The 20,953-nt window shown below is 68.2% G+C and carries 22 protein-coding genes and 1 pseudogene; 12 read left to right on the forward strand and 11 right to left on the reverse strand.

The window, feature by feature from the left end; all coding sequences use genetic code 11:
- Positions 1 to 567: 567 nt before the first annotated feature.
- Entirely contained in the window at positions 568 to 1,968 is a 1,401-nt protein-coding gene (locus HEB94_RS04580) for a multicopper oxidase family protein (RefSeq protein WP_337917469.1), read from the reverse strand.
- A gap of 167 nt (positions 1,969 to 2,135) precedes the next feature.
- The gene (locus HEB94_RS04585; RefSeq protein ID WP_192748767.1) at positions 2,136 to 2,582 is read right to left on the reverse strand and encodes a hypothetical protein; all 447 of its coding nucleotides are present in this window, start codon (positions 2,580 to 2,582) and stop codon (positions 2,136 to 2,138) included.
- A 67-nt stretch (positions 2,583 to 2,649) separates the two neighbouring features.
- Here HEB94_RS04585 and HEB94_RS04590 point away from each other — a divergent pair, with 67 nt between their 5' ends.
- Positions 2,650 to 3,111, forward strand: coding sequence for a MarR family winged helix-turn-helix transcriptional regulator (locus HEB94_RS04590; protein WP_192748768.1), 462 nt, complete (start codon positions 2,650 to 2,652; stop codon positions 3,109 to 3,111).
- A 147-nt stretch (positions 3,112 to 3,258) separates the two neighbouring features.
- On the opposite strand, the pseudogene HEB94_RS53330 reads toward HEB94_RS04590, so the two are convergent.
- Both HEB94_RS53330 and HEB94_RS04600 read right to left on the reverse strand, forming a co-directional pair.
- Positions 3,259 to 3,442: pseudogene (locus tag HEB94_RS53330) on the reverse strand (arsenate reductase/protein-tyrosine-phosphatase family protein); the annotation flags it as partial.
- A 74-nt stretch (positions 3,443 to 3,516) separates the two neighbouring features.
- A complete protein-coding gene (locus HEB94_RS04600) occupies positions 3,517 to 6,312 on the reverse strand; it encodes a bifunctional YncE/alkaline phosphatase family protein (protein WP_192748769.1) in 2,796 nt (931 codons plus the stop codon).
- Between the two features lie 908 nt (positions 6,313 to 7,220).
- Between HEB94_RS04600 and HEB94_RS04605 the strand changes: the two genes are divergently transcribed.
- Entirely contained in the window at positions 7,221 to 7,460 is a 240-nt protein-coding gene (locus HEB94_RS04605) for an alpha/beta fold hydrolase (RefSeq protein WP_192748770.1), read from the forward strand.
- Positions 7,461 to 7,767: 307 nt separating this feature from the next.
- Here HEB94_RS04605 and HEB94_RS04610 read toward each other — a convergent pair whose 3' ends face one another.
- The 3 genes from HEB94_RS04610 to HEB94_RS04615 are packed head-to-tail and all read right to left on the reverse strand — an operon-like array spanning position 7,768 to position 9,718.
- Positions 7,768 to 8,814, reverse strand: coding sequence for an ABC transporter permease (locus HEB94_RS04610; protein ID WP_192748771.1), 1,047 nt, complete (start codon positions 8,812 to 8,814; stop codon positions 7,768 to 7,770).
- Positions 8,811 to 8,942: a hypothetical protein gene (locus HEB94_RS52240; protein WP_273374894.1), complete on the reverse strand. Its 132-nt coding sequence runs from the start codon at positions 8,940 to 8,942 to the stop codon at positions 8,811 to 8,813. Before HEB94_RS52240 ends, HEB94_RS04610 begins: the two co-directional genes overlap by 4 nt.
- A 50-nt stretch (positions 8,943 to 8,992) precedes the next feature.
- Positions 8,993 to 9,718 (reverse strand): ABC transporter ATP-binding protein, encoded by a 726-nt coding sequence (locus tag HEB94_RS04615; RefSeq protein WP_192748772.1) that lies wholly within the window; start codon positions 9,716 to 9,718, stop codon positions 8,993 to 8,995.
- Between the two features lie 87 nt (positions 9,719 to 9,805).
- Here HEB94_RS04615 and HEB94_RS04620 point away from each other — a divergent pair, with 87 nt between their 5' ends.
- Together HEB94_RS04620 and HEB94_RS04625 are read left to right on the forward strand one after the other, a co-directional pair.
- Positions 9,806 to 10,465 carry a response regulator transcription factor gene (locus HEB94_RS04620; protein ID WP_192748773.1) on the forward strand — a complete coding sequence of 220 codons (660 nt, stop codon included), beginning with the start codon at positions 9,806 to 9,808 and terminating at the stop codon, positions 10,463 to 10,465.
- Positions 10,452 to 11,525: an ATP-binding protein gene (locus HEB94_RS04625; RefSeq protein WP_192748774.1), complete on the forward strand. Its 1,074-nt coding sequence runs from the start codon at positions 10,452 to 10,454 to the stop codon at positions 11,523 to 11,525. The genes HEB94_RS04620 and HEB94_RS04625 overlap by 14 nt, the downstream gene beginning before the upstream one ends.
- Before the next feature lie 75 nt (positions 11,526 to 11,600).
- Here HEB94_RS04625 and HEB94_RS04630 read toward each other — a convergent pair whose 3' ends face one another.
- Entirely contained in the window at positions 11,601 to 12,980 is a 1,380-nt protein-coding gene (locus HEB94_RS04630; protein ID WP_192748775.1) for a sensor histidine kinase, read from the reverse strand.
- A gap of 23 nt (positions 12,981 to 13,003) precedes the next feature.
- Positions 13,004 to 13,657, reverse strand: a complete 654-nt coding sequence (locus HEB94_RS04635) for a response regulator (protein WP_192748776.1) — start codon at positions 13,655 to 13,657, stop codon at positions 13,004 to 13,006.
- 350 nt (positions 13,658 to 14,007) lie between these two features.
- Here HEB94_RS04635 and HEB94_RS04640 point away from each other — a divergent pair, with 350 nt between their 5' ends.
- Both HEB94_RS04640 and HEB94_RS04645 read left to right on the forward strand, forming a co-directional pair.
- Positions 14,008 to 14,448, forward strand: coding sequence for a hypothetical protein (locus HEB94_RS04640; protein WP_192748777.1), 441 nt, complete (start codon positions 14,008 to 14,010; stop codon positions 14,446 to 14,448).
- Between the two features lie 495 nt (positions 14,449 to 14,943).
- Complete coding sequence (locus HEB94_RS04645) at positions 14,944 to 16,056, forward strand: NYN domain-containing protein (RefSeq protein ID WP_192748778.1); 1,113 nt, start codon at positions 14,944 to 14,946, stop codon at positions 16,054 to 16,056.
- Positions 16,057 to 16,069: 13 nt separating this feature from the next.
- Here the strand turns inward: HEB94_RS04645 and HEB94_RS04650 are convergent, their stop codons facing one another.
- Both HEB94_RS04650 and HEB94_RS04655 read right to left on the reverse strand, forming a co-directional pair.
- Complete coding sequence (locus tag HEB94_RS04650; RefSeq protein WP_202896121.1) at positions 16,070 to 16,273, reverse strand: DUF397 domain-containing protein; 204 nt, start codon at positions 16,271 to 16,273, stop codon at positions 16,070 to 16,072.
- A complete protein-coding gene (locus HEB94_RS04655) occupies positions 16,270 to 17,259 on the reverse strand; it encodes a helix-turn-helix domain-containing protein (protein ID WP_192748779.1) in 990 nt (329 codons plus the stop codon). Before HEB94_RS04655 ends, HEB94_RS04650 begins: the two co-directional genes overlap by 4 nt.
- Positions 17,260 to 17,381: 122 nt before the next feature.
- On the opposite strand from HEB94_RS04655, the gene HEB94_RS04660 reads away from it, so the two are divergent.
- From HEB94_RS04660 to HEB94_RS04685, 6 genes are all read left to right on the forward strand, one after another.
- Positions 17,382 to 17,699 (forward strand): hypothetical protein, encoded by a 318-nt coding sequence (locus HEB94_RS04660; RefSeq protein ID WP_192748780.1) that lies wholly within the window; start codon positions 17,382 to 17,384, stop codon positions 17,697 to 17,699.
- A gap of 82 nt (positions 17,700 to 17,781) precedes the next feature.
- The gene (locus HEB94_RS04665) at positions 17,782 to 18,012 is read left to right on the forward strand and encodes a hypothetical protein (protein WP_192748781.1); all 231 of its coding nucleotides are present in this window, start codon (positions 17,782 to 17,784) and stop codon (positions 18,010 to 18,012) included.
- A 213-nt stretch (positions 18,013 to 18,225) separates the two neighbouring features.
- Positions 18,226 to 18,687, forward strand: coding sequence for a hypothetical protein (locus tag HEB94_RS04670; RefSeq protein WP_192748782.1), 462 nt, complete (start codon positions 18,226 to 18,228; stop codon positions 18,685 to 18,687).
- 113 nt (positions 18,688 to 18,800) lie between these two features.
- Positions 18,801 to 18,947, forward strand: coding sequence for a hypothetical protein (locus tag HEB94_RS04675; RefSeq protein WP_192748783.1), 147 nt, complete (start codon positions 18,801 to 18,803; stop codon positions 18,945 to 18,947).
- 170 nt (positions 18,948 to 19,117) lie between these two features.
- On the forward strand, positions 19,118 to 19,276 hold the full coding sequence (locus tag HEB94_RS04680; protein WP_192748784.1) for a hypothetical protein: 159 nt from the start codon (positions 19,118 to 19,120) through the stop codon (positions 19,274 to 19,276).
- Between the two features lie 298 nt (positions 19,277 to 19,574).
- On the forward strand, positions 19,575 to 20,855 hold the full coding sequence (locus HEB94_RS04685) for an IS701 family transposase (RefSeq protein ID WP_192756202.1): 1,281 nt from the start codon (positions 19,575 to 19,577) through the stop codon (positions 20,853 to 20,855).
- Positions 20,856 to 20,953 lie beyond the last annotated feature (98 nt).

The following is a 20,953-nucleotide window of genomic DNA, read 5'->3' on the forward strand; positions in this document are numbered from 1 at the left end:
TGGCCAGATCAGCCCGCCAGATCGAGGTCAAGCGGCACCTCATCCGTGGCGACGTCCTGCACCCGGAGCATCCGCACCGGTGCCGCCATCGGCGACCCTGGTCGGTGGCGAAGTCGGCGCGGATCTCCACCCTGCGAGCAGCGCGACCTGGCGGTAGCCGGTCGGTTTGGATCGCTAGTTGACTGTGACTTTCGGCGGCCACGGGTGCCCGCCCATTCCGGACCATTTCGCGCGGTTTCCAGCACGTCGAACACGACCAGGTGGCTGGGCTGGGCGGCCGCGAGCTCGGTCGCCTGGCAGCGCTGAGCGTAGCGGTAATTGCAGAGCGTTGTTGAAGTCGAGCCGGCTGCGTGGCCACAGGGCGATCTGCCCGTCGTGCCTTTGTCGAGTGCTCGGGTCTGAGGCCCACCGCCCCTCCGAGCCTGCGAGGAAACCGGGCAGCCCAGACAGCCGACGTGCGCCCGACTCGCCCATCTGGTCGACCCTTCGGCGGACCACTGGCGACACCCTTGGGGGTGCGTAAGGTCCCCAGCGCCGGGGCCATCCGAGGAGGTATGTCCCAGCACCTCAACTGACGGTGGTGAGGTTGCCCATCATCGCCATGTCTTCGTGTTCGAGGTTGTGGCAGTGAAAGATGAAGCGCCCGGCATAGTCATTGAAGGTGACCAAGATCCTCGCTTGCTCTGCGGGGCGTAGGTCGATGGTGTCCTTGGGTCCGTGGTCGTAGGGGCCTGGTCCGCTGGTTCCTCGGGACAGCACGTGGAAGTGCCCGAGGTGCAGATGGATCGGGTGGTGGAAGTCTGAGGTCAGCTGCCAGGTCTCTGTGCTACCTAGTTTCGGCCGGGCCACGCTGATGTTCGGGTCGAATGGTTGGCCGTTGATGGTCCAGCCCGCCATGCCGTTGACCTTGTCGTGGCGGAAGTGGAGGGTACGGCTGGTGGCCGCGTCCTTTTCTTTGGGGATGGCGCTGCTGGTGAGTTCGTCAGGGATCCGGGTGTCGTCGGCTGTGCGATGGGTGATCGTGAAGCGCATGATGGGGATCGTCGAGCCGTCGCCGAACTCGTTGCGCAGGGTGACCTGCTGCCCTGGGCGGTAGCGGCCGAAGTCCACCACCACGTCGAAGCGCTCGGCGGGTGCGATCTCGATCGCATCGTGGGTGACGGGTCGCTGGAGGAGTCCGCCCTCGCTGCCGATCTGGATCAGGGCGTTCCCACCGGTTGGGGCGGGGTCGAGCACCAGGCGGTAGCGGCGGGCGTTGGAGGCGTTGAGCAGCCGAAGCCGGTGTCTGACCGCCGGCACGTTCGCGACTGGCCACGGTACGCCGTTCACCAGGATGACGTCACCGAGCACTCCGGATCCGTACGGCTCGTGGACCCCCGGTGTATGCAGGAGGGTCGGGTCGAGGCTGGGGTAGAGGAGCGTTCCGTCCGCCGCGAACGATCGATCCGTGATCATGATCGGCAGGTCGTGCTTGCCCGAGGGAAGGCCGAGCCTTTGCTCGTCGGGGTCGTGGAGGATGTGGAACCCGGCGAGCCCGCGCCACACGCTCGGGCCGGTGAAGTCCATGCGGTGGTCGTGGTACCACAGCGTCGCCGCTGGCTGCCGCAGTGGGTAGACGTAGTCTCGCGTGCCATGGGCGACGTTTCCGGCCATGTTGTTTGGTCCGGCCATGCCGGGGCGACGCATTGTGGCGGGCGGCCCGGCAGGGTAGAGCAGATCTGTGGGGTAGCCGTCGTGCTCTGCCGGTGTGTGCCCGCCGTGCAGGTGGACGACGACGGGAACGGGTAGTTGATTGCGGTGCCTGACCACGGTGCGTCGCCCGCTGGTCGACACGATGGTGGGCCCCGGGAAGATGCCGTTGTAGCCCCAGATCGGGGTTCGTACTCCTGGCAGTATTTCGGCGATCGACGCCTTCTGGATTACCTCGTAGTAGGCGCCGGTGGCGTCGCTGCTGGTGGGCCTCAGCACCGGAGGAACCCGAAAGGGAAGGGTGAACGGCCGCGGCAACGGCAGCTGGCTGGTCAGCAACTCTCCCGTCGACGAAGAGCCGTGCACCCCGGATGCCAATGGAACTCCGACGACTGCGGCGGCACTGAGGCCGCCTAGCACACCAAGGAACGCCCGCCTGCTGACCATCACGAGCTGGCCGCTTCTTCGGCGAGGTTCGCGTCCTTGGGTGCGACCGCGGCGCCTGGTGCTCGGCTCGGCCCGTAGCGCCAAGCCCAGATCGCCAACCCCACGGCGAGAGCGATGATTGACACACCGAGCGGTATGTGGATCGTCAGAACCCGGGCGAACCCGAGCGCGATCTGCAGGGCGATCAACCCGAACAAGCCCAGGCAGGCAAGGCACGGCCACAGCGGCCCGCGGCCAGGCCAACGCAACAGCACAGCGCACGCTCCCGCTGCGAGCACGGCGAATGCGGCGGTGGTCGCGTTGGCTCGATGGGTCTGCAGTGAGCCGAACGTTCCGGACAGGAACTGGCCAGCGAACACCGCCTGGTCGAACAGGAGTAACGCCGCGACGCTGATGACGATGCGGAACGGCCAGTGGGCCCATCCAGGCCCCATTGCTGCGATCACATCCGCGAGCGTAGCACGAGTACTCTCTGATGAGACTTTCTCATTTGAGACTTTCTTGGCTGAAGATATGCTGGCGGACGTGACTGTTTCCCGCTCTGCCGGGGCCGAGATCGGCCTACTGCTACGCCTGGCGCACCAGCGCGCGGCCAAGGCGTTCACCGAGGCGCTGCAGGCGCTCGATATCGAGGGACGCCATTACGGAGTGCTGACCACCTTGGCGCGTCTTGGTCCGGTGACGCAGGCGCGGCTGACCCAGGAGCTCAACAGCGACAAGTCCGCCATGCTGCGCACGGTGGACGAGCTCGAGCAGCGCGGGCTCACCGTCCGGCAGCCAGTGCCAGGGGACCGGCGCGCCCGAACGATCGCACTGACGGCCGAGGGAGAGAAGCGGTTCGCCGCGGCGAACAAGGTGGCCGAGCAGGTGACACAGCAGCTGTTCGGCTGCCTCACCAAGGCAGAGCAAGCCACCTTCCGCGACCTCCTGACCCGCTTCGTCAGGAACGGGTCCGAAGGATCGGGCCCGAGCTGAGGCCGTCGCTGGGCGAGGGCAGCAAAAACTACCGGGCAGCTCAGGCGGCACGGCGTTTTGAGTGGCCCCGGTAGCAATGCAGCAGAGTCCAACGAGCCCGCCTGGCCGGGGGGTATCTGAGTTTGGAGGATGCCTGACCATCTCGGTTTCGCCGCATCCCATGGTGATCACCACGTCGGAGGCTCGTACGTCGTCGTTGTCGAGCAGGCGGGGCCAGTTGCCGGTGATGTCGATGCCGACCTCGGCCATGGCTTGCACGGCGACGGGGTTGATCTGGTCGGCTGGCGGCGATCCGGTCGGAGCGGACCTGGATACGGCCTGCGGCCAGGTGTCCACACCCCTGGGGGAGTGCTCGAGGCTGACGGCCCGCCGGGGATCCGGCGGGCCGTCGTGTCGTGCGGCGGGTCAGCCGTCGGAGTCCGGCGACGGCAGGTACCTGCCGGGTACTTCGGCCGGGGTCAGGACCTTCTGCTCGCCCGGGTAGGGTTTCGCCCAGCCGTGTGCCTCGTACCAGGTGAAGTGGTCCATCTGGTCGGGGTTGGCGGAGTCGAGGACCGCGTTGGGGCCGGTCAGGTGCTGCTGCTTCTGCCAGGCCTGCCAGAGTTCGGCGACGTGCTTGTTGTCCGCGGGCACCGCCGGTGCCGCGGCTTGGGCCGGGGCGAGCGGGGCGTACTTCGCGGCCACGGTGTCCGCGCCGCAGGCCGGCGGGGTGGACAGCCCGTAGGTCAGCGGGACGCGGTTGGGCACGGCGTTGAACGGCGTGTTGTCGGCCGCTTGGGTGAAGGCGCTGCGCATCGGGGTGGCGGCGCTGTCCTTCTGGTTCATCGGCTGGATCCCGAGGATCTGCTCGATGGTGCGGATCATGGTGATCTGGGTGTAGTAGTGGCTGTCGACCGTGCCGTGCTTTGCCCACGGGCTGATGATCTGCACCGGGCCGCGGGCGCCGTCGACGTGGTCGACGCCGTTCTGGGTGTCGTCCTCGATGACGAAGATCGCCGTGTCCTTCCACCACTTGCTGTGGGAGATGGTGTCCACGACCTTGCCGACGGCGAGGTCGTTGTCGGCGACCTGGGCGATCGCGTTGGGGGTGCCGCTCCCACCGGTGTGGTTGACAGGCAGCGCCATCAGGTTGAGGTTGGCCGGCCCGTTCGCCTCGAAGTCACGCTTCCAGAGCTCGTACCGGTACTGCTCGGAGACCGAAGTTCCCCCCCTCGGGAAGGCATGCACCGTGATGTCGTTCAGCGACGGGATCGGCGAGGAGGTGGTCGTCTTGATCGTGGTGTCCTGACCGGTCGCCTCCATGTTCTTGGCGTCGCAGTAGTAGTCCTGCCACTTCGTGCCGGCCGGGGCGGTCATGGACGAGTTGTACTCGCCGAAGACGCGCGCGGACTTCCCGGCCGCCGCGGCGCCGGTCCACAGGAAGCCGGACCGTTGGTGGCCCAGAGCGTCGTCGTTGGAGCCGTAGCTGCGCTCGTACTCCCCGGCCTGGGACTCGACGTACTCGGGGTTGTCGGCCTGCATCAGCCAGTTGTGTCCCTCGGCGGAGTTGGTGCCGACGTCGTAGGTGTTGTCATAGAGCCCGAACTGCCGCGCCAGTGCGTGCTGGTTCGGGGTCACGTCCTGGCCGAACTGCGCCAGCGAGGGGTCGCCGTTACCGCGCGGGTCGTCGCCGAACACCTGGTCGTAGGTCCGGTTCTCCTTGACGATCAGGAAGACGTGCTTGATCGTCGATGGGTCACCGAGTCGCTTGGGGACCGGCACGGGCGCCACGTTGGCGCCGCTGCGCGCCTGCACGGAGGTGTTGTCCCAGCCGTTTTGGTGGAAGACCGTTTCCGTGGCGGCGGCGATCTTGGAGTCGCTGGGTAGGGTGAACCGCAGCAGCGTGCCGGTCGCGTCGTGGGTGTTGTGGCCGGTGGCCGGCGTGGTGCCGGGCCCCTTGTCGATGGTGCGCTCGGGCCCGCGCGCGCCGATGCCGCGCAGGTTGGTGACGAGCACCTCCTCGCCGACGGTGGTCACGTTCTCCGGGTAGTAGTCCATGGGCAGCAGACCGACGTAGCTGACCGGCTCCTGCGGGCTCGTGTAGCGGTAGACGGCGACCGCGTTCGCCCGGCCGAGGGTGACCAGCAGGTGCCCGTCGTCTGTGAGGGTGACGCCGTTGGGGTGGTAGCCGACAGTGGCCTTCGGCCACGGCTGGGTCGCGATGGTCTGGACCACCTCGTCCTTGGAGGTGTCGATGACGCTGACGTCGTCGCTGCCGGTGTTCGTGACGAACAGCGCCCCGTCGGCGGCGTGCAGCGCGGTCGGGTGCACGCCGACGTCGATACTCGAGACGGCGGCGGCCGGGTCGGTCACGTTGATGACGCTCACGGTGCCGGTGGTGGTGGCGCCGGTGTCCGGGTCGGCGGGCACCTGGGTGCCGTAGGAGTTCAGCGCGGTGTCGCCGTCCTTCGCCGGGCGCCCGCCCTCGTTGCTCACGTACAGCTTCTTGCCGACCAGCACCGTGTCCCGCGGCGCGTTGCCCACCGCCCAGCTCTGCTGGATCGCACCGGTCGCGGGATCCATCGCCACCACACGGTTCTGGCCGTTGACGGCGGCGTACACGGTGGAGCCGTCAGGTGAGAAGACCGCCTTGGCGGGCACCGCGTGCTTCGACCCCTGCGCCGCGATTGTGATGAACGTCGGGGCGCCGAGGGTGCCGTCGGCGTTGACCGGGAAGCGGTCGTAGCCGTTGATTTGAGCCATCCACAGAGTCTTGCCGTCGGGAGAGTAGGTCGGCCCCTCCTGCCCGACGTTGTTGTTGTCGACGTGCAGGCCGGCGTCCGCGGAGGTCCCGGCCTGCTGCAGCACCTTGTAGTTCTTCAGGTCGACGATGGTGAGAGCGATCGACCGGTCGGTGGTCAGCGCCGCCAGGTAGCGGCCGTCCGGGCTGACCGTGGAGGAGAGCAGCTTTCCGTTGTTGACGAGCAGCCGCTCACCGACCGGGGCGATGGCTTGGTCGCTGGGCAGCAGCAGGCCCTGACCGGTCGACTCACCGACGCGGTGGGTGCCGAACGCCTCGGTCGAGGCGTAGGCGATGCCCCCGCCGGCGACGGCGAGAACAGCCGTGCCGGCCGCGAGAACGCGAATCCGACGGCCGGCGCGTCCAGCGAAGAGCCCAAGACGGCCCTCGGTGACGCGTCGGCGCTGTCGCGTGACGTGCATGAATCATCCCTTCCGGGAACTGGCGAGCAGGTCGACGTTCCCGTCGAACTGCCACAGGGTTGAGGAGCTGCCAAGGGTTTGGGTGCGTCCCCGGCCGGGGTCCGCACCTGGAACCAGCCGTTCACTCCTTCGGTCCGTCGCCGTCGGTGATGTACAGCCCGTCTGCGGTGACGTTGAGCCTGGTAGATGGTGGTGCGGACGGCCTCCACGCTGGGAGAGATCCTGGATCTGCGTGGTGGCGCGAGTTTCCGGTCGTCGGCGACGTTGGTGAGCCCGCCTGTTCCGGCTCGTCGTGCGAACATCGCCGAAGGACTTCGCGGTGCCACGAGCCGGACCGCGGAGTTCTGTCCGTTTCTGTCCCTTTTAGCCTTTTTGGCAGCAACAAAGAACGTAGAGATCGCGGTTTGCGTTGAAGGCGCGAGCAGACGAACGTTCGGCAAATGCCGTGCGACCCGCGGTGAACTCCCCTGGACAACAACGTGAGGTGTCGGCGACCCCAAACGGTCAGAGGACGGCGCCAGCCATTTGGCCGGAGACCAGCGGGCCGCCGATTCCGATGGGCGTGGTGGGCAGGCCATCGGAAGTTGTGGCCGGCGTGGAAACTCGGTGGCGCAAGCTGTCTGTGGCCTCAGCGCTGCAGCCGGCAGGCGGCATATCCATTGGCCCGCCGGTAGTCGTTATGCCATGTCCCGAAAGGTCGATCGGTGCAGCAGCGCCGCCACCGTGACGGTCTCCGACGACCCTGAGCGATTCTTGGCGACGATCAGGTAAGCCTCGCTTGTCGCTGACCAGAGGCCTGGCAGTCCCTCGTGAGATAGGGCAGTGAGCCGTTCCCGAGAGAGCGCCCGCGCGAGCGCCCGCTGCAGCGGCGCAACGACGCGGTGAGGCCGAAGGCCATCGCGTATCGATTGCACCCAAGCGCGGTTGAGGCTTTCCGCGACGCGCTGGAGCGCATCGCACGCCCGTCGTGGTTCGTCTTCAGCGACGAGGACCTCAACATCCCGGTCGCCCTGCACAGCTTCATGGCGGACCGGGCCGGCGCCAAGGGGATACGCGAGGTGCCCGGCGCGTCCCACGCGCTCAGCGTCTCCCAGCCCGAAGCCGTGACAGCCTCGATCCTCGAGGCCGCGCACGCGGTCGCAGCCTAAACAGGTCCAGCGGTGAGGTCCCCGGAACCGCCACCAGGGACCTCACCCAACAGAACCTAGACGACCGACCTGCGTGGTCAAGGACCGTCGATTGGCCGCCGCTCGGGCGGCGAGCCGGTTGGACGTTGCCGAACGGCCGCGGATCGCGTCTTGGGTTCGCTGCCGAACTCACCGTCGCCATCAACAGCGACGAGCTCGACCCTGGCTCCGTATCGAGGACCGGCCGGGCCGGGCGATGCTCCTTGGTGGTCGGGTAGCTGCGGCAGGTGCCGGGTCGGGCACAGCCTGACCCGGCATCGGTCGTGCATCAGCTGCGGAAACGGCGGATGCGGTAGAACGCGTACCCGCACAGGAGCGCCGCGACAAAGGCGTACACGGCAAGCTCCCACCATTGGAACGTCCAGTAGCGGCCGCCCGGCAGGTAGGTGACGACCTCGTGGTAGGTCGCACCCACCCCGGCGACGCAGTCGTGCATACGCTGCATGGCCTCCGCCGGAACCTGGCGGGCCGGGCCGCCGCCGTTGCCCTGCCCGATCGTCGGGCAGGTCGCCTGCAGCACCTGGTCGGTGAGCGGATGCCCGGTGGCGTCGACAATGCGGACGGACCGGATCCACGCGTTCGGGATGTTCGGCGGCTCCGGCTGCAGGGTGGCCTGCGGGATACCCAGAAGGATGTTCCCGCCCGAGCCGTATCCGGTCCTGTCAGGATCGAGCTCCATGGTCGCCACCTGCCTAGCGACGGCCAGCGGCCGGATCCACTGGGTCACGATGATCCGGACGACCAGCAGACCGGCCAACGTCAGGGCCATCGCCGCCAGTGTCCGGCGAGTGACCAGACCGGTGGTCACGCCGAGCGTGAAGGCGAACAGCGCGTACCCGACCGGTACGACGTCGCGTTGGTCGAACGTGCCGTACACCGCCGCCGCTGCGTGGTCCAGCGGAGCGGCCCACCACGTGACGAGCGCGCTGAGCGCTCCGGTGACCACAAGGGTTGCGGTACCGGCGACGGCCAGCTTGACCGCCAGCCAGCGGGTCCGGCTGATGCTCTGGGTCCAGACCAGCCGATGGGTACCGGCTTCGAACTCCCGGGCCACCAATGGCGCGCCCCAGAACGCGCCGATGAGGGCGGGTGCAACGATCACGAGGAGACCGAGCGCAGTACGCAGGGCCGCATCGCTGTGTGCGAACGCGGCGAGAGCCGTGCAGCCGGGATCCGATCCGCAGGCACGCCGTGCGGCGGCGGCCGCAGCGGCCACATACGGCCGGGTCGCCAGGACCACGACGGCGACGGCGACGAGGCCGATCGCGGCGGTCCAGGTCGAGGCCCGGAACTGGCGAAGTGCAAGCCGGATCATGCGATCTCCCGGGTTGTCGTGGCGATGATGATCAACTTGATGCGGACAGCTGCCGAGAACCGGTGCGGACCGAGCCGGATCATGCGGCGGGCGGTGACCCGGAACGGGCGGCGACCGGCCAGGGTCATTCCGCCAGCCGAAAGCTCACAAGGGGCGGGCGGGCGGCGACAGAATCGGATCATCGGGTCGCGTGCCCTTCCCCAGATGCCCGGCCGAGCTCGTCGAGGACCACGCGCTCCAGCTCGGCCGGGTTGGTGCACAGCTCCGCGATCGCGGCGGCAAGACGGATCCGGCCGCCGGCGAGCACCACCACATGGGTACAGACGTGGGCCAGGTCGGCGACCAGGTGCGTGGAGAGCACGACCGCGGTACCGGTGGCCGTGGCCGCGGCCGCCGTCTCGTCCAGGAACGCGCGGCGCGCGAGCGGGTCGAGGCTGGCCACCGGTTCATCGAGTACCAGCAGGTCGGGCCGTTTCGACAGGGCAAGCGTGAGCGCCAACTGGGCACGCTGGCCACCAGAGAGCCGGCCGGCCCGCTGCCGCAGCCGCAGTCCCAACCGGTCGACCCGTTCCGCCGCGGCGGGCGCGTCCCAACGGTGCGGGTTGAGCCCACCGCCCATGCTCAGGTGGTCGGCGACGGTCAAGCCGGCGTACGTCGGAGCGTCCTGCGCGACGAAACCGACCCGCCCGGACCGCATCGCCGCGTCGGGTGTCCCGCCGAGCACCCGGACGGCACCCGCCGTCGGGCCTAGCAGGCCCACGATCAGCTGCAGCAGCGTCGTCTTACCGGCGCCGTTCGGCCCCACAAGACCGACGATCGCGCTCTCCGGCACGGCCAGCGTGCAGTCATACAACGCCCACCGCCGCCGGTAGCGCTTGGCGAGGGCCTCGGTCTCCAGGATCATGCGTCGAGTTCTACGCCGGGACCGGTGACAACCCGGTCACAAGCCGACGTCACCCCGCTGTCACCGGCGGGCTGACATGCTGGGCCGATGCGGGTACTGGTCGTCGAGGACCACGAGTTGCTCGCCCGGACGATCGGAACCGGGCTGCGCCATGCGGGCATGGCCGTGGACGTCGTCACCGACGGCGGCGAAGCGTTGGAACGACTGGACCTCGCGCCCTACGACGTGCTGGTGCTCGATCGCGACCTGCCCACCGTCTCCGGTGACGACCTCTGCCGGCGCGTCGGCCAGCGTGGGCTACCCGCGCGGATCCTGATGCTCACTGCGGCCGGCGCGCTCGCCGACCGGGTAAACGGCCTCGATCTCGGTGCGGATGACTACCTGACCAAGCCGTTCGATTTCCCGGAATTGGTAGCGCGGGTCCGGGCGCTGGGCCGCCGATCCGGCCCACCGGTACCGCCGGTGCTGCGCTGCGCCGACGTGGAACTGGACCCGGCCCGCCGGACCGCCACCCGCGCCGGGCGACCGGTGGCGCTCAGCCCCAAGGAGTTCGCACTCCTGGCGTACCTGCTGGCTCGCCCCGGTCGAGTGGTGTCTGCGGAGGAACTCCTCGACCACGTCTGGGACGAGGCCGCCAACCCGTTCACCACCACGGTCAAGACCACGCTCGGCCGGCTGCGGGCCAAGCTCGGCGAGCCGCCGATCATCACGACGGTCCGTGAGGGCGGCTACCGTGCCGGCGACTGACCGGCCGCGGCTGCGCACCCGGCTTGCGCTGCTGTACGCCACAGCGGCGGTCATCCTCGGGGCCCTACTGCTGGCCGTCGTCGGCCTGGGCGCCTGGAGCGGCCGGTCCACCCACGAGGTCGGCACCACGGTTGGCGCAGTGCCCGCGAACAACACCGGGACTGTGCTGATATCGGTCGTCGTGGGACTGATCGTGGTAGCGCTCGCCGCCGGTCCGATCGGGTGGGCGTTCGCCGGGCGGGCGGTACGCCCGCTCCGGGAACTCACGACCGCCGCCGAGGACGCCGCTGCGGACCGATTGCCGGGTCACGGCGAGCTCGGCCGATACCAGGAGTTCGCCGACCTCTCCGCCACCCTGACCGGCCTATACGCCCGGCTCAACGCCGCATACGCCGCACAACGCCGCTTCGTCGCCGATGCGTCGCACGAGCTGCGGACACCGCTGACCGTCCAGCGTGCGTTGATCCAGGTCGCTCTCGCCGATCCGGACGCCGACGCGAGGTCGTTGCGCGCCGTGTGCGAGGAACTGCTGCGCATCGGGGACCAGCAAGAGCGGCTGGTCGCGGCGCTGCTGGCGCTGGCGCAGGGCGAGCAGCGTCCGGTCGCCACCGAACCGGTCGATCTGGCTGTGCTCGCCTCGGAGGCCTTGACCACACGCGGGTCAGCGGCAGCTGAGCATGACCTCACCATTCGTACGAACATCCAGCGAGCCGTCGTGGCACGTGCCGATCCGATGCTGCTCGCCAGCCTGATCGGCAACCTGCTGGACAACGCGATCCGCTACAACATCGACGGCGGCGGGATCGATATCGCGACGCGCCAGGTCGGGCCGCGTGCGGTGCTCACGATCAGCAATACCGGTCCGATCGTGCCGACGGACGCGGTCGACCGGATCTTGCAGCCGTTCCAGCGCCTCACTGCGCTCCGGACGCAGAACGAGAGCACCGGCCTAGGTCTGGCGATCGTGCGCGCCATCGCCGGCAGCCACCAGGCGGATCTGCACGTGCTTCCGAACCCGGACGGTGGGCTCACCGTGAGGGTCACCTTCGCCACAGCCTGATGGCGCCACCAGCGTTCGCGGAGGCGACACACTCCCGACGGGCGCGGTGGGTCGTCGCCGAAGTCAGGTGCGCTGTCAGTGGGTCGCGGTCGCGTACCCGACGGCCTCAGCCCCTAGGAACTCGTCGCGCTGGGGCACTCTCCCGGTGGGCGCTGGGCCATCGCTGGAGATGAGCGGGAAGACGACCTCGATCTCCAGACCACCGGCCGGCCTGGACCGCGCGGTCACGGCGGCGTGGTGAGTGGTGGCGATGGCCTGGACGATGGACAGGCCGAGGCCGTGCCCGTCGGTGTGACTGGTCCGGTCCGCGCCGAGCCGGTGGAAGGGCTCGACGAGCCGGTCCACCTCCTCCGGAGGCACAAAGGGGCCGCTGTTGGTGACCGACATGACGGCGTGCCCATCACTGATACGAGTGGCCACCGCGATCCAGCCGGGCGAGATGTTGTGGCGGATGGCGTTGTCCACCAGGTTGGCGATCAACTGCCGGACCAGACGCCGGTCACCGGCCGCGAGCGCGGGACGGAGCCTGGCGTCCACGTCGAGCCGCAGCTCCCCAACAGCCGCCTGACGCGCCACCAGAATGTCGTCCGCGAGCGCCGCGAGGTCGAACGTCTCGTACCTGTCGAGACCCACCTGCCCCTTGGCGAGAGTGAGGAGCGCCTCGATCAGCTGTTCCTGCTGCCGCCCGGAGGCGAGGACCCGTTCGTGGGCAACCCGGAGGGTGTGGAGGCTCGCATCGGGGTCGGCGAGGGCGACCTGGGCGAGGACGCGTTGCCGGGCCAGCGGGGTGCGCAGTTCGTGGGAGGCGTTCGCGACGAACCGGCGTTGCGCCTGGAACGCCGCCTCCAGCCTGGCCAGTAGCCCGTCGAAGGTGTCGCCGAGCTCCTTCAGCTCATCGTCCGGGCCATCGAGGGCGAGCCGATCGTGCAGGCTGGTCGCGGAGATGTTCCGCACGGTGGTGGTGATGGTGCGGAGCTTGCGGAGTACACGGCCGGCGATGAACCAGCCGAGCACGATGGAGAGTACGGACATGACGGCCAGGGCGATCCCCGACTGGGTTAGGAGCCTGCGCAGTTCGGCGTCGTGCTGGTGGAGCGCCTGCTGCTTGAGCTGTGCGGCCTGTGCCTGGGCCTGCTGCGGGGTGAGGCCCTCCAGGTTCGGGCCCTGAATCTGGATCCGCTGCTCGGTCGGCCCGCCGCCCTCCTGCGACGTCGCCCCCTTCCCGCTGTACATGCCGCGAAGCGCCAGGTCACCGCTCTGGCCCTCGAAGATGATCCCGGCGGTGGCGTTGACGACGAGCAGGTACGTCACGGCCAGCAACGCGGCGCCCGAGACCAGGAAAAGCCCGCCGTAGAGCATGGTGAGCCGCAGCCGCACCGTACGCCGGGGCAACCGTGCGAGCCCGGCCCCGGCGAGACGGGCGAGCCGTCCGGAGATCCTGCGGTGTCCAAGCATGACGGCTCCTCTGGCTGCGACCTTCAGATGCGGTAGCCGGACCGGGCCACGGTCTGGATGACGGACGGGTCACCGAGCTTCGACCGCAGCCGGCTAACTGTGATCTTCACCGCGTTCGTGAACGGGTCGGCGGCCTCGTCCCAGACCCGGTCCAGAAGCTCCTCCGCGGAGACGGCACGCCCTTGGGCGGCGAGCAGGACCTCGAGGACGCCGAACTCCTTCGGCGCCAGGTCGAGGAGCCGCCCGTCCCGCCAAGCGCGGCGTTGAGCGGTGTCGACGGCGAGGTCACCGTGCCGCAGTACAGGTGGGATCGCGGGCTGGGCCCGACGGAACAGCGCGCCGATCCGTGCGAGAAGGACGGGGAAGTCGAACGGCTTGGGCAGGTAGTCGTCGGCGCCCAGCCCGAGCCCGTCCACCAGGTCGTCCATGCCCGCGGCGGCGGTGAGCATCAGCACCCGGCTCCGACACTGCGCCGCCACGAGCTTGGCGCACACCTCGTCGCCGTGCATGCCGGGCAGGTCGCGGTCGAGCACGATCACGTCGTAGTCGTGGAGCAGCGCCCAGTCGAGTCCGGTCGGGCCGTCCAGCGCGACGTCGACGGCCATCTGCGCCCGCCGCAGCCCGATGGCGACGGTCTCGGCCATCTCCTGGTCGTCCTCGATCACGAGTACCCGCACCGTCGCCTCCCTTCCTCGACCTCACGCTCCCATCGACTGCGACGCCGACGAACCCCGCGCGCCGACCGAGCCTTGACCGCCAAGTCTCCCTCACCCGGGGGTTTCGCCACGGTTTCACTGCTCGTTCGGCGCTCACCAGCGACGCCACGGGACCGGAGTTGAGAACCGGTCCGCTCGGGCTGCCCCAGGCCATCGGCGAGGACACCGGCACCAGCAAGGGATCCAACGTGCGCCCGGCCTCCTCGATGAACTAATCGCGGAAACACGGACCCCGAGTCACCTGGGCAACCAGAGCGGAGTTACCCCCACCAGCAGATATGGGTGACACTACGAAAGGCAAGAGATTCACTATGCGCAACGGTTTCAAGCGGGCCAGCGTGATCGGTATCGCAACGGTGGCCCTCGCGGGTGCGGGCGTCGCGTCGGCTGCGTGGATGGCTGAGAGCTACCTCAACGCGAGCGGCCAGACCGCGACGCTCGCTGCGGCCACCGGTTCGGCGACCATCGAGACCGACCTGTTCCCCGGCGAGAAGGGCGACCTGACAGGCTCGCTCACCAACCCGAACCGGGTTCCGGTTAAGGTCGTCATCGACGGCGTGAGCGGTGTCGACTCGGAGTGCACCTCTCTCGCGGGCGGACCTGGTGCGCTGGGTGTCTTCGAGTTGAGCGCGCACGAGACCAAGACGGTCCAGATGCTCAACGTCGTCAAGCTCGCTGACGACGCACCGAACACGTGCCAGAACGTCTCGTTCACGGTGAGGCTGCACACGCAGACCACCGCCGGGAACTAGCCCGATCTGCCGATCTGCCCCCTCGCCCACCGGGTGAGGGGGCAGACTGCTGTCCCCCATCTGAACAGCTCGGCGCATCGGGTGGCAACACGTCCAGACATGAAGGCGGGCCACACGCTCGCGGATGCGCGGTCTGCGAGATGGCGCAGACGGCGTCTAGCGCCGATCGCATGACCGGCAGCGCTGAAGGGCGATATGTCCGTTTCCCGAGGCGTTAGCGCTCCGACCTGCAACGATGCGACAGAGCGTCGCGGCCATGTGCTGAAAACGTGACACTTCGCAACTGATCGTGCGGAGTTGGCCTAACAAGCGGCCCGAAGATGGCCCCAGAAAGGAATGCGGCCCCCGAAGGGGCCGCCTAACCGGCCGTAACCGATTTCGTATGTCGTGAGCCTAGCCGAGGTGCGTAGAAGTACGCAAAGAAACGCCGAAGCACGCCAGTGCACGCCACAAGACAGTCGCCGCCTGGCTCGCTGATCACGAAGGAGCCAGGGCATGGACGTGGTGACATACGTCGACGGGTTCAACCTCTACTACGGCCTACGCGCGCGTTACAAGCATGCCTACCTCTGGCTGGATCTGTACGCGCTCTCACAGAGGATGCGCGCGACAGACGACATCCTCGCTGTGCGCTACTTCACTGCGATCGTGAAAGGCGACCCTGACGGCGCCCGCCGGCAGGAGACATATCTGTCAGCGCTGACCGCGCACAGCCCGCAGGTCACCGTGGCCCGCGGCCGCCACAAGCCGCGCAAGCCGGGCCCATGCACGAAGTGCGGCACCGCGTGGCACTGCGACTGCCCTCGCGAGTACCGCACCTACGAGGAGAAGCTCACCGACGTGGCCCTAGCGTCGACCATGATCGAGGACGCTGCGAACGGCTACGGCGACGCAAGCGTACTGGTCTCCACGGACTCAGACTTCAACCCGGCGATCGAGGCAGTCCTCCGCATCGCCCCTGCCAGGCCGGTCTTCATCGCCTGCCCACCCGGCCGCCTCAAGCAAGCCGCCCACTTCGGGTCAGCCGTAACACCGTTCCACATCGACGAGGCGTACCTCAAATCCTCGCTCCTCCCCGACATGGTGACGGGCAACAACGGCCGGGTCTACGCCCGGCCCCCCCAAGTGGCACTAGAGCGCCCACGCGTTCTCGTCGTACAGCTATGGCCGTGGCTGCGGCTTCTGCCCTGCGCGCAGCTGGCGCCGCGGTTAACGGCCTCCTCGGCCGCGTCCGTCCACTTCCGCCCGGCAGGCCGAGCCATTCACCGAGCCCTTGCCCGCGGTAGGCGAGCCACCGCCCCGGACAGGGCGCCATCATCGGCAACAGGCCCCTGGACGAGGTCGACAGTGTCGCCGACGCGCGCCGTTGGGACCACCTCGAGTAGACCCGCGCCGATCCCGGCGTACGGGCCGTCAGGGATGTGCGAGCGTGTGAGCATGCGGGGACATGTGTCGGGCCCGGTAGCGCCTGTCGTGCATGTCGGTCCTGCGCGGGCCCTCCGCATCTCCGTGAAGGCCTCACGCTCCCTGCTGGTTGGAGCGCACACAGGTTGCTGGCGGGCGAACAGAAACGGGCCCGCCGCTGAGGCGAGGCCCGTATCCGGTTAAGGCTGGATGACGCTCAGGACAGGTCGAACTTCCCCGCCTTCACGTCATCCAGAAATGCGGTCCACTGCTCGGCCGGTACGGCGATGTGCCCGCCGTCGCGGTTCTCGGTGTCACGGACACCGGCAAAGCCCGGCGCACTGCCGATCTCCACACAGCCAGATCCGTTACCTGACGCCTGGGCCTTCTTCCAGGCGCTAAACTCCAACTTGCTGTTCACGACATGATCCCTTTCATCATCTCGTCAGCGGCTTTCTCCAGCAGGCGGGCGCTCTCATCGGCCGGGAGCGCCGCCCGCTTCAGCCTGGCATACAGGACCTCGTACGGTTTGACCCCTTCGGGGTCGTTCAACACGAGGTCGCTTGTCACGCAGTCCTCGAGCACGATCGTCCCGTCGCCAGGGTCGGCGTAAGTGAACAGCGAGAACGACGAGCGTGGCACGCTGTACGCGTCAATCAAAGCCTTCTTCGGGAGCACGTACACAGTGGTTTTGTCACTCACGGCCGCCAGGTGGCGCAACTGCGTCGCGAGGATTTCCAACGGTGCAGTGGGGCGCATCAGAACGCCCTCGTCGATGACGACCTCGTAGGTAGGCCCGTCTGGTGCCTGCCTCATCAGCTGCCTTTGGGCACGGCCCTTGATCATCACCTCGGCGTCTAGCTCAGCCTTCAACACCCCAGGCAGGGTGAGATCGTCGTACCGAGTGAGCGCCCGCACGTAATCCGGCGTCTGGAGCAGACCAGGTGCCCAGGTCTGTTGGTACTCACGGATAGTCGCCGCGCCGGACTCGAGGTCAGCGTGCACGGCTTGGCGCTCGCCCATGCGCTTCGCCCGGCCGACCCACCAGCCGCGATGAGCCGCGTCTCTAGCCATGGCGCGCAGTCGCGCGAACTCATCGCCGGATACCTCAAGCGCGTTCAGGACTGCAACGACCTCGGACTCGTTGGGCCGCACGGCGTCGCCGTTGAGCAGCCTCGTGACCTTTGAGCGATCCCAGCTGAGCTGCCGCGCGAGGTCCTGCTGACTGCGGCGCGACGCCTTCAGCCGAGCGCTGAGTTCCTGCGCTAGCCGGAGCCGGCGGACGTAGGGACTGGCCATGTTGATGTCTCCGTCCCCATGGTCGCCGACCTTGCACCTGGCATGTTGCGTGCACATCGTACCTCCACGCACCGATTCACCACCCTGGGTGATTTTCCGGTTGCTCATGGACACCGCAGTTTAATCCGTGCAAATCTGGTGACCAGTGAGCTGTACGTGCACCGTGCACGTTCGAGAGGGACGCAAACCCGCACAAACCGGGTCGAGCACCTCGACGGGGAGGCGCAACCGTGACTATCAACGACGCGCTAGGAGCAGTGGAAGCGCGCCTGGCTGCGCGTCGCGAGACCAGCGAGCAGTACGCACGCAAGCTGGAGGCCCGACTAGCCGGCCTCTACAAGACCAAGCTCTACGAGCACCGGGACACCTGGGCGGTCCGTGTCCTCTACCCCGAAGACCGCACCACCTGGTTGACGATCCGGTGCGTCATGTACGACGACAAGCCGCGGTGGGAATGGTCGCGTTGGCTGCGTCCGATCGCCGCCGGCGACGACTTCGAAGGCGTCGTTGTCTACCTGCGCCGGCTCTTCGCCGGTGAGCTGACGTGATGGGGGCGCGCGCGTGGAAAGCGTTGGAGTTCTTGCTGGCCGCCATCGTCGGTCTCGTCTACGTCGCGGCGGTGTCAGGGCGGTGACGAGCGCATGGGCTCTTCGGAAGCAGCGGATCTACCTCCGCCTCGCTGACCTCGAGCGCGCCGTCAGTGAGGGCGACCGGCCACACCGGAGCGGCTGGGAGCTACGCGAGCGCATTTTGCAACTGCTCGAACGCCTACCTCGCGGCGAGATGGACGCCTGGCTCGCGGAGCACCGCCAGGTCCGCGAGTTCGTCGAAGCGCAGCCACCGCCGTCGACGACCCCTTAGACCATCTCCACCGAATGGATCGCCCCTCACCACCCGGCCGAGTCCCCGGGGGCGGTCCCGGCGGGTGGCCCGGTCGCCAAAGATGCCGGTCGGGCCACCCCCCCCGCAGACGGGCGGGGCGCCGGTAGCTGACAAGTGGGAGCCGACGTCCCGCCCTTCCAACCGCCGCCAACGCGGCGGAGCAGAACTTCACAAGAGAGACCCAGGACAGCAATGAGTTGGGCAGATACGACCGGCGCGGCGGCCTTCGACGATGTGCTGCTACCGCTGGAGTTCGAAGACCTCGCCCGCAGCAAACCCCGGCCCGGCAGCTCGGTCGGCTACCGGGCCGCGTGGCTGCTTCGCAAAGCCGCCCTGTTCGACCGGCTCGCCAGCACCGATCCCACCCGGGCCGACACGGCGACGGCGGCTGCTCGCCGCGCCCGCGAGGCCGGCCGACGACTACAAGCCCAGCTCATCGACGCGCTGACCCCCGAACTGGTGACCTGCGACGAACGCCCGGCCAGCCTGACCTCCTGCCCAGGCCAGCGCGGCGACATGTCCAAGCCACGGGAAGAACCAGCCCGCCCCCGCCTTGGCCGCTCGACTCGGTCCCTGATCCGCTCAAACGAAGACCCGGTCGGCCGTGGACCGCGCCTGGCCGACCCGCAGGTGTCCCGCCACCGCGAACCCTGACAGAAAACTCGACAACAGGACCGGAGACGGGCAGCAGAAAGGCAGGCGCCCGGGGAGGACCCCGGCAAGGAACCCTGCAACCCCGGGCGCCGCACTCACAGAAAGGTACCGCCATGAAGCCTGGCAACGGCAACGGCTCCTGCAACCACAGCAACAACTACGACCCGGGGGTCAAGGTCGGCAACGAGGTCCCGCGCTCCTCGGATGCGCTCCCGCAGCCGGGCCAGATCGAGGCCCTGAAGCGTCCCGACCCGGCATAGCCCCCGCAAGTACGGCCCGGGAGCGGCTCGCGGAGGACCGCCAGGTCCGCGAGTTCGTGGAAGCTCAGAGCCCGCTGACCCCCTAGACGGTGGGGTGCCGGTGGCCGACAAGGGAGAACCGGCATCCCGCCTTCCGAGGACACATCCCACGCAAGGAAGCAGGTAGCACCATGCTCCACACCCCCGGCAATGGCAGTTCGTCCGGCAACGGCAGCTCGGGCGGCGGCAACAGCAACGGGAGCGCCGCGGACGACCAGATCCCGACGGCGTACTTCATGTCGACGGCCCACGGCGACCCGATCCAGATGGCGCTCGAGGAGAAGTTCTGACGTCCCGGCAGTAGCGACAGCGGGGTGGGCCCCGGCGGCCACCGGAGCCCACCCCTGACCAACAACCACACGGACCCTGAGGGAATCAACATGCAGAAGTGGCTACGAGCCACCCTAGTACTACAGCCGTAATTCGTGATCTCGGCTGGTCGGCGGAGTTTTGATGCTCGGCGTGTTGCTGTGACAGCGCGCGGCCGCCGCGACATTGTCTGCGTTTGTGAAGACGATAGACATTGAGGCGGCGGCCGCTGCTCTCAGCGTAGAGGTCGCTGGGTGGGAGCGGGAGTTGGACGCGCTGATGCGTCGGGTTGGGTCGTGCTTTGTCCGGCCGGAGACCGCTCGGACGGCGCGGGACGTGGTCGACGGTCTGCTTGCGGGCCTGCCCAGGGCTAACTGCTGGACGCTGGCTGAGCATGCCGGGCACCGCAGCCCGGATCGGATCCAGTATCTGCTCGGCCGTGCGGTCTGGGACGACGCGGCGGTGCGAAGTGAGTTGGCCGAGTACGTGGCGGCGAACCTGACCGACGGCGTGGATCCGGATCGGGTGGTGCTGGTGTTCGATGAGACAGGGGATCAGAAGAAGGGCAGCCACACGGTGGGGGTGCAGCGGCAGTACTCAGGCACGTGTGGTCGGATCGAGAACTGCCAGGTCGCGGTGTTCGCCACCCTGGCCAGCCCGCGCGGGCACGCGTTCATCGACGTCGGCCTGTACCTGCCCCAGTCCTGGACAACCGATCCGGGCCGGCTGGCGGAGGCCGGCGTGCCTGAAGATGTGGAGTTTCAGACCAAACCGCAGCTGGCGCTGGCCATGACCGACCGGGCGTTGGCCGCCGGCATCCTGCCCGGGTGGGTCAGCGCCGATGAGGCCTACGGCGACAATCCCCGACTGCGACAAGCCTTCGAGGAACGACACCTGAACTACGTCATGGCAGTCTCATGCGACACCCAGATCCCCACTCCAGCAGACACGAGCACCGGCACAGGCACCGGCAGAATGCGAGCCGATGAGTTCGCCGCGCAGTTACCGGCAACCGACTGGCACCTTGCCTCGGCCGGCAAAGGCAGCAAAGGCGAACGGCTCTACCACTGGGCCCTCACCCGTCTGGCAAACCTCAGCCGAGCTGGCTACCGGTGGCTGCTGGTCCGCCGCCATCCGGCCACCGGCGAACAGGCCTACTTCCTGTGCCATGCCACCACCGACGTCAGCCTGGCAAGACTGGCCACGGTCGCTGGAACTCGCTGGCGAATCGAGGAGAACATCCAAGTCGGCAAAGGGTGCGCCGCACTGGACGAGCACCAAGTCCGTACCTGGACCTCCTGGCACCGCTGGACCACCCTGGCCATGCTCGCCCACGCCTTCCTCGCCGTCCAAGCAGGCCCAGACAGCCATCCCGACCCCAGCAGAGCAATGGTTCCCCTAACCTGCAACGAGATCCGGCACCTCAGAGCCACCATCACCCACCCAAGCCACCCCCTAACCCACACCATCCGATGGAGCCGATTCCGCCGCCACCACCAACACCACGCCCGACTCTGCCACTACCGACGACGAAACCAAGATTACGAATTACGGCTGTAGTACTAGTCAGCGCCGCCGCACTCGGCAGCCTGGCCGCGGCCGCCTCACCAGCCGCCAGCGCGGCGACCGGTGAGGCGACCGCCCGATCCGACGTCCTC

The organism is Actinopolymorpha pittospori (assembly GCF_014873875.1).
Lineage (GTDB): Bacteria > Actinomycetota > Actinomycetes > Propionibacteriales > Actinopolymorphaceae > Actinopolymorpha > Actinopolymorpha pittospori.